Here is a 12,942-nt window from a genome sequence, read left to right as displayed (position 1 = left end):
GTTTCACGCCGGTCGGACTATGCTCTGAGATAAATCTCGTGTTTTACATGCCACTCGTCGATCGGCGTATCACTTGATGAGCTCACGATCACCAGACGGTCGAACCGCAGCTTTCGCCCTGAAAGCTCTTTGGCGAGGCGCTGCATTTCAAAATGTTTGAGCGTTGAATCGTCAACACCATAGGCCAGCGAGACATGTGGCATAAAGCTCTGCAAGCTTGCTTCACCGGATATTTCAAGAGAATCTTGTTTAAGACGCATCAAGGCTGGAGCTTTTTCCAGCGCTGCGTAGAACGAACGAAAATAGGCCTCGCTTCCGGTAACGTCATCGATTGCGAGTTCCAGTGGTTCGTGTCCAATTGCAAGACTCTTCACCTGTGGCAGAAGCGCTTCTGCTGAACAGTTCATGTCAGGCACGAGCGTTGCATGCGGCTCGAACGCAGGCGAATGGAAGCGTTCACTTAAATCCCGGACAATTTCTTGGAGAAATATAAGATCATCATGCGCAGGGCTCAGCCAAATTGAATGATCGGACATTCAGGTTCTGCTTCCGTTAGCGGTATTATCAGTTTTAAGGGGTCGCACGCTGCCGCGCAGGATGAGCGGTGTGTCAATCATCACCATTTGTGGCGGTGCATTAGGCGCACTCTGCCGCTCATCAAGCAGGCGGATAATCTCCGCTGACAGGCGCTCGGCATTCTGGTCAAACGTTGTGAGCCTATAGGCACCCCAACGCGCTTCAGTGACATTGTCGAAACCAATCACTGAAAGATCGTCTGGTATAGAGAGATTGAAAACGTCGCGCGCGCAATCAATCAGCCCGAACGCCATCAGGTCGTTGACGCAAAACACGGCTTCGACGCGGTCTCGCTCACTGAGCAGGAGTGATGCCGCAGCAAAGCCACCATCATAATCCGTCAATTCTCCCCGCTGAACGCTGACATCCAAACCAACGCTTTTTGCACGAGCGATATAGGCTTCCTCGCGTTCCAGCAGATTAGGGCTGCGAACATTCGATGTCACAAGCCCCAATCGTTTCATGCCGCGCGCTACGAATACGTCAACCGCCGTCTCTGCCGCTTGTCGGTTATTGATCCGAATATGGTCCGGACCATCTTCATTGCGCCCCACAACAATCAACGTATGACCGTTGCGCTGAGCCAGTTCGACAAAAGAGGACGAAGGCATACCGGACAGAACAACTGTCGCTTCCGCTCGATAGCGGAGAAGCGTCTGATGCGCAGCGGATAGATTTTCGCCATGCTGGCCCGTTGGGATCAATACCGGAACGCTGCCACGCGCCGTTAGCCTGCGTGAAAGTGCTGCAATCTGACGCGAGCGGAAGGGGCTCGCCGGATCAGCCGCAATCATACCAACAATACGGCTGCGCTTGGCCAACAGACCACGCGCAAGATCATTGACCTGATAGCCCAGTTTTTCGGCTGCTTTCAGCACCTTTTCGCGCGTGGAAGGCGACACACTGGCACCGGGCGTAAAAGTTCTGGACACGGCAGAACGAGATACGCCAGCTTCGACCGCGACTTCATGAGCGCTGATAAAACGCGGCAGATGTTCTGAGAGCTCATCCTGAAGGCGATCATTGTCTGCCATTGTTATCGACCCACTTTGGAAAGCACATCGGCTCTCAGGAAACGTTCAACCACGAACATGAAGGCAATTGAAGGCACTAGCAGGATCAGCGCGCTGATCGATGCAATCTGGTAATTGCCGCCAGAACTCGCTGTATAAAGCATGAGCGGTAAGGTTGTAATGTCGGGTGCACCCACAAAATATGTCCCGGTGAATTCATCGAGTGATTCAAGGAACACGAAGATGGCGCTGGCAAGCAGGCCAGGTGCTGCAATCGGCAATGTGATATGAAAGAAAGTCTTCATGGCGGATGCCCCCAAGGAGCGTGCGGCTTCTTCCAACTCGCGATCAATTGCGGAGAAAGCAGCAGTCGCAATCCACACTGCATAGACCAGCCCATGCGTCACATGCACCAGAACCACGCCTGTAATCGTGCCATTCAATCGCAGAGAATAGAACATCTGCGCGATATTGACGTAGATTGGCAGATTTGGGAATGCCTGCGGAATCAACAAGATGAGCAGAACGAGCCCGCGAAACGGAAGCTTCAATCGTGCCAGCGCATAGCCTGCCGGAATAGCAAGACCGAGCGAGACGACCACCGTCAGGCTTGCGATAACCACACTTGTTCCGAGCGAGGAAAGCGCATTGCCACGCGCTGAAAACACATTCGCCCAGAAGGAAAAGCCATACTGAATGGGCAGGGTATGCGGAAAATACCAGCGTTCTGCAACTGCCCAAAGAAGCAGATTGGCGAGCGGCCCGAAGATTGCGAAGGCCAGTAAACCAAGCACGATGCCGCGCGGTATCCAGCGCCAGTCAAACACGTTGCTCATCAGCCGTGCTCCTTCATGGTTTGTCTAAGATAAATCCATGCAACCAGACTGGTCATCAGGAGCGAGATGGTGCCAAGCGCATTGGCAACGCCGTAATCGCCATAAGCATTAATGCGGAACGCCATATTAGCGGTGATCATGGTTGGAGATTGGGCGTTGATCATGAGCGGTACGGAAAGCACAGACATCATGGTTACGAAACTGAGGATCAGGCCTACCAGCAGCGTTGGGCGCACTTGCGGAAGTACGATTTCGATTAGAATGCGCAGGCGTCCTGCACCGAGATTGCGCGCCGATTCAATCGTGCTGCGATCAATCGATGCCATAGCACCAGCCAGTAGCAATGTGACGAAGGGCGTCTGTTTCCAGACGAACGCGATCACGATGCCGCGCCAGTCAAGAAAGCTCATAGCTTGGAGTGGTGTCAGAACGCCGCTTTCGATCAGCAGGCTGTTCATCAGACCATTCTTGGCAAGAAACGTGCGCAAGATCTGGCCAACGACAATGAAAGGAATGAACAGCGGCCAGCGATAGAGCCAGCGCAAAACCGTAACGGCACGCTGATTGGAGCCGAGTGTCAAATATCCGCCAATAGCGATGGAAAAAAGCGCGATCAGCGCAGAGGAGAGGGTGACGATCACAACCGTAAACAGCATATCGCTTGAATAAAGCTCAAATGCCTTTGTGAAATTGCCGAAACCCCAGTCTTCGCCAACATGAAATGCACCGGTTATCGAGCCAAACAGCGGCACGATGAACAGAAACAGCACGATGGCCAATGCTGGAGCAACCAGCAGAAAACCCGTCATTCTCTGCGACATGGATATTCCCCGAATTTTTGAATTATCGACCGGATGCGTGCTAGAGCGTTTCCTACTTTGATTGAATCAGCAGAAACGCTCTAAACATTTGTTTTATCGCATTATCCTCACGCAAAACCGCGTCGCACTTTTGCTGGAAATGCTCTAACGCACCCGGTCTATGCCTTTATCAGTTGCCGACCTGACGTTCGTAAGCTTCCAGGATCGCGGTGTTGTATGGTGCGATCGGGAAAGGCTTACCGTAATTGGCCAGATCTTCTGGCGAAATGTCCGTGAAGAGCTTGTTCCAGGTATCGGCATCAAGCTCCGCCTTGACGTGATCGGCATCAATGCCGGGATACCAGTTGAAGCGCTTCACGATGCCTTCGGCCTGAACTTTCGGACTGGTTGCCAGTGCCACGAATTTTTCAGCCAGTTCCTTGTTGGCGCTCTTTTCAGGAATGACGTAATGCATCGGCTGACCCGGCATACCCGGCGAAGGCAGCACAAGCTTCATTTCTGGCGGAAGCTGACCATTGGCCTTCCACGAATAGAACATATCGACCCAGACCGGCCCCATAGCAATTTCGCCGCGGCTCAGCATGTCGAGCGTACCGGCATTTCCCGGCGTCAGCGTTGCATTAGTGGTAAAATCTTTGAGAGATGCAAAAGCCTTATCCCAGTTCTTGGCTTCACCTTCTTCAAACGGGCCCTTCATGAGTTTATCGGCATCGCCGCCATAGGCATAAATCCAGCCCATCACGAAGCTCACGCCTGATGCGCCGCCCTTGATGCCGTTATAGCCGAACTGCTTCGGGTTTTCCTTGGCCCATGTGACCAGTTCATCATAGCTTTTTGGTGGGTTGGCAACGAGAGCTGGATTATAGGCAAGCGCGGTCTGGCTGTTGAACATTGGCATGACATAGCCATCAACATCCGTACCAAGCGCCATCTTGGCGTTGCCGCGCGTTACAAGCTTGCCGCTGTCGATCTTGCTGCGATAGTTTTCGAGAAACTTCTTTTGGACCATTGGGCCGGCAAATTTTTCATGGACAACGGCAACATCGGCGTCCCACTTTTCAACGCCAGCCTTGGATTGTGCTTCGAAGCGCTCGAGAATTTTTTGCGAACCAGCATCGCCCGGTCCCGTGCCGACAACGCGAACCGTCGTGCCCGGGTTTTCCTTCTCGAACAGTGGGCCGAGATATTCGTTCACATAATCGACCATGTTCTGGTCGCCTGCGGTCAGAACGGTCAGTTCATTGGCTGCGGCGGGTGATGCGGTCAGACCAAGGACGAGAGCTGTTTTCAGGATCGTCTTCATCGAATAGTTCCTGCTTCTTTGATCCGCTTAGCGGAAGATTTCGACGGTTGGATATTGGATATCCGGTGAGGTGTGATCGGGAATTTTGTGCGGCTGCGGGCAGTTTAGGGCCCGCAATCCTGTGGTGAGCAGTTGGTACTGCTAAGATCGATTTTCGGCGCAGTTTCATCGCAATGCACACCTGTGCATCTTCAAGATTCCTGCCGAATTGATCGATCAAATCACTTGTCGAACAGAAATAGAGCCTGTTCGGGAATGCGAATTTCTACCTGTGAGCCGGGTTCGTGACTTTCCGGGGCATCGACCAGAAGATGCCTGCGGCCTACGCTAATCATGTGTCGCCAAAGGCCGCCCGGATAGCTGGTCTGGTCGACGGTTCCGGACAGGATAAGTTCCGGCGTTGTGGCTGAATTGGACGAACCGGGTGCCGCGAGCTTTGCCGCTTCACTGCGAAAGCGCGCTTTAGCAATACCGTCAGATAAATTACGGCGACCCGCCGGAATTGTGCTCGCCTTGTTATCTGGTCCGGCGGCAATCTCGATACGGTCAGCTTTGACCGTAACAGGCAGCTCAATAAGGTTTTCAGCCCCCATGAATGCCGCTACAAAATCAGAAGCCGGGTGATTGTAGACTTCTTCGGGAGCACCGGCTTGCGCCACTTCACCGTTGTTTAGGATCACGATGCGATCTGCCATGACCATGGCTTCTTCGCGATCATGGGTCACATGAACCGCGGTAATGCCAAGGCGACGCTGTAGAGCGCTGATCTCATGACGAACCGACAGGCGAATACGTGCGTCAAGATTGGAAAGCGGTTCATCGAGCAACAGGATATCGGGTTCAATAGCCAGTGCGCGTCCTAGTGCAACACGCTGGCGCTGACCACCGGATAGTGCAGCTGGCTTACGATCAAGAAGGGCGTCAAGCCCCAGAAGGCGCGCAACTTCCTGAACTTTTTGTCGGATTGTATCTTTTGCAGTTCCGCGAATGCGCAATCCATAACCAATGTTCTGGGCAACTGTCATATGCGGCCAGAGCGCATAGGACTGAAAAACCAGAGCCATGCCGCGCTTGTCTGGCGGAAGGCGAGTGACATCCTTACCACCGACGCGGATCGCTCCATCGCTAGGCGTATTGAAGCCCGCAATCGCACGCAGCAAAGTTGTCTTTCCACAGCCCGACGAACCAAGCAGCGCTACGAATTCACCTTTCTTGACCGAAAGGTCTACACCTTTAAGAATCTCATTATTGCCATAACGGACGCGTGCATCCGCTACCTCCAAAAACGCAGGCATATGCGTATCCTCCCCAGGATCGACGGCCGGTTTTATTTTTTCTGCACAGCCGTGCAATCTGGATTGAAGCATTTTTATTTTACCTCGACAAGCAACAAATTGAAATGCGCTGGAAAATCGTGAGCAGCTTTTATCAGCTGCCTGTTGATGTCGTTATCTAACGAGGTTTTATAACAGTCGTATGACTGGAGCTGCGCAGCTGTGCAAAAACGTGGACAGCTTTGCAAAGCTGTCCACGCTGCACGCAAGCAGCCCTCAGATAAGGGAGCGGCTTACAAATAAATAATCAAACAGTCTCAGCCTCATGCTGTGCTTCTGTTCGCGCTGTGCGCCATGATGAGAACAGGAACGCTACAATGAAAATTACAGTCATCAGCAGTACGATTGTCGGAGCAGGGGCGCTGTCGATGAAGAAAGACAGATAAACTCCCATGAATGATGAAAAGACTGCAACAATAACTGCGACAATCATCATGCTGCTGAACCTGCGGGTGAGGAGAAAGGCGATTGCACCGGGCGCTATGAGCAATGAGATGGCGAGAATAATGCCGACTGCTTTCAAAACACCGACAATCGTCAGCGAAATGAGGCACAGAAGCCCATAATGCAGAAGCCTGACGGGCAATCCAACCGCACGCGCTTGTGCCGGATCGAATGCATGAAGCAGAAAATCTCGCCATTTCACAATAAGTACACCGGCGGTCACCGCGGCGATGATTGCGGTTTCGATGAGATCGCCTGTGTTGATGCCCAGAATATCACCGAACAGAATGTGATCGAGGTGCACATTTGCGCGTACCGATACGTAAAGCACAAGCCCCAGCCCGAACATTCCGGAGAAAACAATACCCATCACCGTATCTTGCTTGATACGGCTGTTTTCCTTGAGAAATCCGGTCGCAAGAGCGCAAATCATGCCTGCAATGAAAGCACCGATGCCAAAGGGCAGTCCTACCATATAGGCAATGACGACGCCCGGCAGAACCGCATGACTGATAGCGTCGCCCATCAGTGACCAGCCTTTAAGCACCAGAAAGCAGGAGAGCAGGGCGGTTGGTATGGCAATCAGCACCGAAGCGATCAGCGCATAGACCATGAAATCGAACTGAAATGGCATCAAAAGCATGTCAGGAAAACTCATGGCTGCACCTCCCGCAATGCGCTTGCCGCACGTCTTCTCGCTGCCAGCATTCCATGTTTGGGTGCGAGAAAGAACACAGTCAGGAAGACCAGTGTTTGCAATACGACAATGATGCCACCCGTTGCTCCGTCCATGAAATAGCTGACATAGGCACCGATAAAGCTCGTCAGCGCGCCAATAATGACGGCAATCCATAAAAGCCGCGAGAAACGGTCCGTCAGAAGATAAGCCGTGGCGCCGGGGGTCACAACCATACAGATTACCAGAAACGCGCCCACCGTCTGCATTGCAGCAACCGTCGAGGCCGAAAGCAGCGTGAAGAACATGATTTTCAGTGCGGTTGGTTTTAGGCCGATCGAACGCGCATGGCTTTCGTCAAAAAAGACCACCATCAGGTCTTTCCATTTCAACAGCAGCAATGCAAGCGAGACAAAGCCGATGATCGCCAGTTGCAGGATATCGCCCGGTGTGATCGCGAGGATATTGCCGAGCACGATTGTCTGAATGCTGATCGAGGTTGGCCGTAGTGAAATCATGAAAAGGCCAAGCCCAAAGAAGGCCGTGAAAATCAGCCCGATGATGGCATCTTCTTTGAGTTTCGTGCGCTGATTGAGAAACAGCATGGCCGCAGCCGCCAGTCCACCGGAGAAGAATGCTCCTATGGAAAAGGGCAGGCCCAGCATATAGGCACCCGCAACGCCCGGAACGATGGAGTGGGAAAGGGCGTCACCAATCAGCGACCAGCCTTTAAGCATCAGATAGGCAGATAGAAACGCACAGACACCACCGACAAGGGCAGAAACCCACATCGCATTGATCATGTAACCATATTGAAACGGTTCAAGCAGAAGGGCCATCAATCGTGTCCCTTTGTGTTTTGCTCGTATAGAACAAAAGGCCGCTCATCATCGGTGATTACACCGACAGCCGAGCGATTTTGTTTGGTTGCCTCATCCAAAACCAGATGACGCAGAACGCCGCCAAACGTCTTTTCCAGATTGGCTTGCGTAAAAATCTCGTCTGTGGGGCCGTAGGCGAGCACAGTATTCTTGACCAGAACCGTGCGATCACAGAATTCCGGCACACTGCCAAGATTGTGTGTCGAAACCAACATCACACGCCCTTCGTCACGAAGTCCGCGTAGGAGGGTGACGATTGCTTCTTCCGTCTTCACATCTACGCCGGTGAACGGCTCATCAAGCAGGATTACGCGGCCATCCTGCGCAAGTGCACGTGCGAGAAACACGCGCTTCTTTTGCCCCCCGGAGAGTTCACCGATCTGACGCTTACGATATTCGAGCATGTTAACCCGGCTCAGTGCCTTTTCGACCGCTTCGTGATCAGCACGGCGGGGAATCCGCATCATACCCATATGGCCGTAACGTCCCATCATGACGACGTCCTCGACCAGAACAGGAAAGTTCCAGTCAACTTCTTCGCTTTGTGGAACATAGGCGACAAGATTTTTCTTTAGCGCTTCTTTGACCGGCAGACCAAGGATTGTGATTTCACCTTTGGCAAGGCGCACAAAGCCCATAATAGCCTTGAACAGCGTCGACTTGCCCGAGCCATTCACACCAACAAGTGCTGTAATCGTTCCAGTCGGGATATTGAAAGTAGCATTGCGCAAGGCAGTATGCCCGTTGCGATAGGTTACAGTCGCATCTTTCACGTTCAACCCGTTGGCCGCGCTTTGTTCAAGCGCAGCTAGATTGTCAGCATGATGACTGATCGAGACGTTCATTGTTTGAGGCCTTTTGCAATGGTACTCGAAGTGACTTTCAGCAGATCAAGATAGGTTGGCACGGGTCCATCGGTTTCTGAAAGAGAATCGACATAAAGAACACCACCATATTTCGCGCCAGTTTCGCGCGCGACTTGCTCTGCAGGAGCGGCAGAGACCGTGCTTTCCGAGAACACCGCAGTAATGTCATTCTCCCGCACGGCATCAATCACCTTGCGAACCTGCTGCGGCGTGCCTTGCTGATCAGCATTGATTGGCCAGAGATACTGTTCTTTCAGGTTGAAATCTCGCGCGAGATAAGAAAACGCACCTTCGCTCGTCACCAGCCAGCGCTTGTCTGCCGGAATTGAATCAAGCTCAGCATGGATCGGATCAATCGCAGCCTTGATTTGCGCTTTATAATTTTCTGCATTCGCCTTGTAGATGTCCGCATTCTCCGGATCATATTTTACAAAGGCATCACGGATATTGTCGACATAGATGAGAGCCGAGGTAGGGGACATCCAAGCATGGGGATTGGGTTTGCCGCTATATGGGCCTTCACTAATATCCATCGGTACAACGCCGTCAGACGCAACCGCGCTTGGCACATCTTTTAGTCGCGAGAAGAATTTTTCGAACCACAATTCCAGCCCAAGGCCATTCCACAACACCAGTTTCGCATCCTGCGCCTTAATAAGATCGCCGGGTGTTGGCTGATATTCATGAATTTCAGCGCCTGGCTTCGTAATTGATTCAACCGTTGCTGCGTCACCCGCAACATTGCGTGCAATGTCCGCAATCACCGTGAATGTGGTCACAGCTTTGAACTTTTCAGCAGCCAAAGCCGCGCCAGACACTGCGCAAAGCAACACACTCCCGGTAAGGCCAGCCGTCAGAGCCCGCATGAAAAGTCGAATCATTCTCATCTCCTTGATGCCAATCATTTGCAATTGCATAAAACAGAAAATAGCTACCCACAAGCGCTTTTGCAAATCATTTGCAAAAAGGAGGAGTGCATTTTGCGGGCCGGACTGCCTGATAAAAAGAAATTACACCTATAAATTGTATTTTTGATTTTTGTTGTGTAACTTCTCGTATCGTAAATATAGCCCTTTTGGGGTATTTCGGGCGTTTCTTATATCAGAGATACCAATTAATTCAGCTTAGGCAGACGTGCATGCGTTCGGAATCATTCTCATATCTGTTTTTTTGAGACGGGAACAAAGATGCATTCGAAAACCGATAATATTAAGAAAAATCACGATCTTACGTCTTATCCAACGACTTACCCGAGACCGGGGCAGTACACCAAAATGATAAATTCCACAAAAAGCCGCTTCACCTATGGCGTGACTAAAGTTGGTCACCACGTTTATGCATCAGATCAGGCTTTTGCGATGATCTTGTTAGAACCGGTACGCAATCTAAGGTGGAAATCAGAGGGTGACGAAGAATTGGTTTCAAGTTACACCGCTGGAACGGCTTTCGTTATTCCCGCAAAACGAACCATGGAGACCTGCTGGACGGAACCTGTAGAATATCTGCAGGTAACGATCCCGACAGCCAGCAATTCGGTCGAGAATGAAAGAAACAGCGCGGCTGATGGAAGCGCCACAGCCGACAGTATTGTAAGTTTTTCCAGCAAGCAGTGTCTGCAGGTGAGTCAGCTTGTCGTTGAGCAGTTGATGGAGCACGATGAAGAAAAGCAAGACTATCTTGCTTCTCTTCATTCCGTCCTAGCCCATTTGTTGCAACGGAATGCTCTGACAATTCGGTCATCGATGGTGATGCCAGCCGGTCTCAGCAGCTATGCAGCTCGTCAAATAGAGGCTTATTTGAAAGATAAATTCCGTGAACCGGTGTCTGTGCCCGATATGGCTTTGGCTCTGGGGATATCGGCTGGGCACTTTGCAACACGTTTTCGAGAAAGCTTCGGACAGACGCCCCACCAATATCTGATGAGCTTGCGGCTGGATGAAGCTGAGCGGTGGCTGAGAGAAACAGATATGCCAATCAGTACTATCGCGGCACGATTAAGTTTTTCAAGCCAGAGCCATCTTACAACCGCTCTACGAAAATACAGACGTCTTACACCTGGGGAAATCAGACGCCGCAGTTCACACCTGCGATACCGCAGGCCTTAAATAGCCCGCATATTAAATAGCAATCGTAGATGAAGACTAATTCGCCGTTGTTGTCGAGCCACGTTTTAGCCATTTGCGCCAGATGTGAATTTCGCTTCTGCGTCGCAAGCGACGGACGCGGTGAGAGTCGTGAGATAAGACGATTAAACCGAGTGGCAACATCCAGAAGCCGAGGACCGGTAAGAACCCCAATGCTCCACCGACGACGAGTGAACCACCAAGTGTTCTTCGCATCATGACGGATTGCGGCATCGGGATTCGTTTTCCAAGAATCACAATCGCGCGTTTTCGTGGTTTTGGTTCGTATTCTTCAGTCACTCGACATTTCTCACAGGTTGGAATGGGGCGTTCCGCATCTGGAAACGTACCAGAGAATATAGGGTTTCGCGATCAGAATGCAAAAAGTTGGAAAAAATTGAAATTAGGGCTTTGCAAATCAGAAATCCTCCTGCTATACGCCACCTCGCTGACGCAACGAGCACCTCTTCCCCGGTAGCTCAGTGGTAGAGCAACCGGCTGTTAACCGGTTGGTCGCTGGTTCGAATCCGGCCCGGGGAGCCACTTCTCTTCAGAAGTTGCTTATTTCTCAATGTTTTCAATACCTAAGGTTTCCTTCCAGTACACAACGCGGTACACTGAGGGATACACATGGGGCTTATCTTGAAGTACGTGCAGAAGACCGCTGCTGGAACATTCCGGTATCGTCGGCGGGTTCCCGAGGAACTGAGAGCGATCATTGGCAAAAGAGAACTGACCGAGTTTCTGGGTGATACTCAGAAGCAAGCAGCCGTTCGTTACGCCAAAACCCACAGCAAATTTGAAACCACCCTCAGAAACGCATTGCTGAAATCAGCAGGTGCCACACACGTATCCAAGCAAGAGCTTTCAGATTTGGAAATTTGGCAGGGTCTGCGAACACGCCTACGTGAAATGGGCTTTGACCCTCATTGGAATGGCGAGACTGACCTAGATGATCCGCACGACGAGGGAATGCAGCGCGAAATCTTGGCCGACATTCTTGCGGATAGTCATCCTATAGATGATGAGACCGGCTACCCCCTTATCAAAGATCGGGAACAAAGCGCCTTTCTTAATGCGGTGAGAAACGGAATAGGCCGACCACCTTCACCAACGTTGGAAGACGCCAAGAAACTTTATCTCAAAGAGCGTGTCCAAGGCGGGAGTGACGAGAAGAAAAACCGTCTTCATGTCGAGCGGATTATGAATTGGGTCAAGATAGCACTCGGTGGAGACGTCGAGCTTAAGCGTATTAAGCGCTCAGACGCTCGTGAGGTGCGCGATTATTTGATGAATGAGGCGGGAGACGGCAAGCTAAAGCCGACTTCTGTAAAGCGGTATATGAATACACTGAGGGCGATCATCAACTTTGCTATCGAAGAGTTTGACCTTAACGGAGTAGTAAACCCATTCAATGGACTTGAGGTGAAGCGGCAGGGCCTCGAGCGCGACGACCGTCTCCCAATCCCGGAGAACGTGCTTAAAGCGGCCCGTAAGCGTATTCTTGAGCATTCCGCAGAAGGATCGGATTTGCCTCTTATTTGGCGGTTGCTCGAAGGAACCGGGTGTCGTCTTAGTGAAATCACAGGCATGTGGAAGACAGACATCGTTCTTGATGATGAGTTTCCGCATTTGAAGATTGAGCCGCGCATTAACAGGCGGTTGAAGACAAAGGGTTCAGAGCGTCCTGTGGCGCTTGTGGCAGACGCCTTTGTCGCCGCTAAGGAGGCTTTAGCTTCGTCACCAGAGGGTTCGCCATACGTGTTCCCGAAGTATGCAGACAATGCGGGAGATAAGCGGGGTGCTGATATGGCATCGGCAGCGATAATGAAGCACATCAGAACAGTGAGCGATAATAAGAAACATACGATCCATTCACTGCGCCACAACATGAAGGATCGGTTGATCGGCTCGGGTGCCTCACAGCAGGACCAAGACGCAATCCTTGGGCATTCCGCAGGTAAAGTTGGCGACACCTACGGAGGCGTCAGGGCGAGGCTTGTGGCGACCAGCGAGGCGCTTAAGAAGGCGTATGGTCAGACCTAAGTTAGGCGACGAGGGCAGCCTTC

Annotated in this window: 13 protein-coding genes and 1 tRNA gene; 3 read left to right on the top strand and 11 right to left on the bottom strand. The window is 51.6% G+C overall.

Going from position 1 to position 12,942, the window contains the following annotated elements:
* Positions 1–17: 17 nt before the first annotated feature.
* The 10 genes from ACSME1_RS17625 to ACSME1_RS17580 form a co-directional block, all read right to left on the bottom strand.
* Positions 18–536: a 2'-5' RNA ligase family protein gene (locus ACSME1_RS17625; RefSeq protein ID WP_424576848.1), complete on the bottom strand. Its 519-nt coding sequence runs from the start codon at positions 534–536 to the stop codon at positions 18–20.
* Complete coding sequence (locus ACSME1_RS17620) at positions 537–1,610, bottom strand: LacI family DNA-binding transcriptional regulator (RefSeq protein WP_024896258.1); 1,074 nt, start codon at positions 1,608–1,610, stop codon at positions 537–539. It abuts the gene before it with no gap.
* Positions 1,611–1,612: 2 nt separating this feature from the next.
* Positions 1,613–2,425: an ABC transporter permease gene (locus ACSME1_RS17615; protein WP_435655099.1), complete on the bottom strand. Its 813-nt coding sequence runs from the start codon at positions 2,423–2,425 to the stop codon at positions 1,613–1,615.
* Positions 2,425–3,246 carry an ABC transporter permease gene (locus tag ACSME1_RS17610; protein WP_094539159.1) on the bottom strand — a complete coding sequence of 274 codons (822 nt, stop codon included), beginning with the start codon at positions 3,244–3,246 and terminating at the stop codon, positions 2,425–2,427. The genes ACSME1_RS17615 and ACSME1_RS17610 overlap by 1 nt, the downstream gene beginning before the upstream one ends.
* A gap of 169 nt (positions 3,247–3,415) precedes the next feature.
* Positions 3,416–4,549, bottom strand: coding sequence for an ABC transporter substrate-binding protein (locus tag ACSME1_RS17605; RefSeq protein WP_132227823.1), 1,134 nt, complete (start codon positions 4,547–4,549; stop codon positions 3,416–3,418).
* A 221-nt stretch (positions 4,550–4,770) separates the two neighbouring features.
* Positions 4,771–5,844 (bottom strand): ABC transporter ATP-binding protein, encoded by a 1,074-nt coding sequence (locus ACSME1_RS17600; protein WP_424576850.1) that lies wholly within the window; start codon positions 5,842–5,844, stop codon positions 4,771–4,773.
* A gap of 286 nt (positions 5,845–6,130) precedes the next feature.
* Positions 6,131–6,985, bottom strand: coding sequence for a metal ABC transporter permease (locus tag ACSME1_RS17595; RefSeq protein ID WP_024896253.1), 855 nt, complete (start codon positions 6,983–6,985; stop codon positions 6,131–6,133).
* Positions 6,982–7,842 (bottom strand): metal ABC transporter permease, encoded by an 861-nt coding sequence (locus tag ACSME1_RS17590; protein WP_036566736.1) that lies wholly within the window; start codon positions 7,840–7,842, stop codon positions 6,982–6,984. Before ACSME1_RS17590 ends, ACSME1_RS17595 begins: the two co-directional genes overlap by 4 nt.
* A complete protein-coding gene (locus ACSME1_RS17585) occupies positions 7,842–8,729 on the bottom strand; it encodes a manganese/iron ABC transporter ATP-binding protein (protein ID WP_424576851.1) in 888 nt (295 codons plus the stop codon). Before ACSME1_RS17585 ends, ACSME1_RS17590 begins: the two co-directional genes overlap by 1 nt.
* Positions 8,726–9,616, bottom strand: a complete 891-nt coding sequence (locus tag ACSME1_RS17580) for a metal ABC transporter substrate-binding protein (RefSeq protein WP_435655458.1) — start codon at positions 9,614–9,616, stop codon at positions 8,726–8,728. Before ACSME1_RS17580 ends, ACSME1_RS17585 begins: the two co-directional genes overlap by 4 nt.
* A gap of 321 nt (positions 9,617–9,937) precedes the next feature.
* Between ACSME1_RS17580 and ACSME1_RS17575 the strand changes: the two genes are divergently transcribed.
* Positions 9,938–10,855: a helix-turn-helix domain-containing protein gene (locus ACSME1_RS17575; protein WP_435655098.1), complete on the top strand. Its 918-nt coding sequence runs from the start codon at positions 9,938–9,940 to the stop codon at positions 10,853–10,855.
* A gap of 36 nt (positions 10,856–10,891) precedes the next feature.
* Here ACSME1_RS17575 and ACSME1_RS17570 read toward each other — a convergent pair whose 3' ends face one another.
* Positions 10,892–11,173 carry a hypothetical protein gene (locus ACSME1_RS17570; protein ID WP_084486668.1) on the bottom strand — a complete coding sequence of 94 codons (282 nt, stop codon included), beginning with the start codon at positions 11,171–11,173 and terminating at the stop codon, positions 10,892–10,894.
* Between the two features lie 168 nt (positions 11,174–11,341).
* On the opposite strand from ACSME1_RS17570, the gene ACSME1_RS17565 reads away from it, so the two are divergent.
* Together ACSME1_RS17565 and ACSME1_RS17560 are read left to right on the top strand one after the other, a co-directional pair.
* Positions 11,342–11,416, top strand: a tRNA-Asn gene (locus ACSME1_RS17565).
* Between the two features lie 87 nt (positions 11,417–11,503).
* Positions 11,504–12,919: a tyrosine-type recombinase/integrase gene (locus ACSME1_RS17560; RefSeq protein WP_435655097.1), complete on the top strand. Its 1,416-nt coding sequence runs from the start codon at positions 11,504–11,506 to the stop codon at positions 12,917–12,919.
* The last annotated feature ends 23 nt before the right edge of the window (positions 12,920–12,942 follow it).

Origin of the sequence: Brucella pituitosa, assembly GCF_965577835.1 — a bacterium.
Taxonomy (GTDB): Bacteria; Pseudomonadota; Alphaproteobacteria; order Rhizobiales; family Rhizobiaceae; genus Brucella; species Brucella pituitosa.
Note: the sequence above shows the minus strand (reverse complement) of the source record. Positions and strands in the feature narration are given on the sequence as shown.

Coding starts and splice junctions, on each gene's coding strand:
- ACSME1_RS17625 (WP_424576848.1), bottom strand. CDS start 536: ATGTCCGATCATTCAATTTGGCTGAGCCCTGCGCATGATGATCTTATA.
- ACSME1_RS17615 (WP_435655099.1), bottom strand. CDS start 2,425: ATGAGCAACGTGTTTGACTGGCGCTGGATACCGCGCGGCATCGTGCTT.
- ACSME1_RS17590 (WP_036566736.1), bottom strand. CDS start 7,842: ATGGCCCTTCTGCTTGAACCGTTTCAATATGGTTACATGATCAATGCG.
- ACSME1_RS17600 (WP_424576850.1), bottom strand. CDS start 5,844: ATGCCTGCGTTTTTGGAGGTAGCGGATGCACGCGTCCGTTATGGCAAT.
- ACSME1_RS17580 (WP_435655458.1), bottom strand. CDS start 9,616: ATGCGGGCTCTGACGGCTGGCCTTACCGGGAGTGTGTTGCTTTGCGCA.
- ACSME1_RS17605 (WP_132227823.1), bottom strand. CDS start 4,549: ATGAAGACGATCCTGAAAACAGCTCTCGTCCTTGGTCTGACCGCATCA.
- ACSME1_RS17585 (WP_424576851.1), bottom strand. CDS start 8,729: ATGAACGTCTCGATCAGTCATCATGCTGACAATCTAGCTGCGCTTGAA.
- ACSME1_RS17575 (WP_435655098.1), top strand. CDS start 9,938: ATGCATTCGAAAACCGATAATATTAAGAAAAATCACGATCTTACGTCT.
- ACSME1_RS17560 (WP_435655097.1), top strand. CDS start 11,504: ATGGGGCTTATCTTGAAGTACGTGCAGAAGACCGCTGCTGGAACATTC.
- ACSME1_RS17620 (WP_024896258.1), bottom strand. CDS start 1,610: ATGGCAGACAATGATCGCCTTCAGGATGAGCTCTCAGAACATCTGCCG.
- ACSME1_RS17610 (WP_094539159.1), bottom strand. CDS start 3,246: ATGTCGCAGAGAATGACGGGTTTTCTGCTGGTTGCTCCAGCATTGGCC.
- ACSME1_RS17595 (WP_024896253.1), bottom strand. CDS start 6,985: ATGAGTTTTCCTGACATGCTTTTGATGCCATTTCAGTTCGATTTCATG.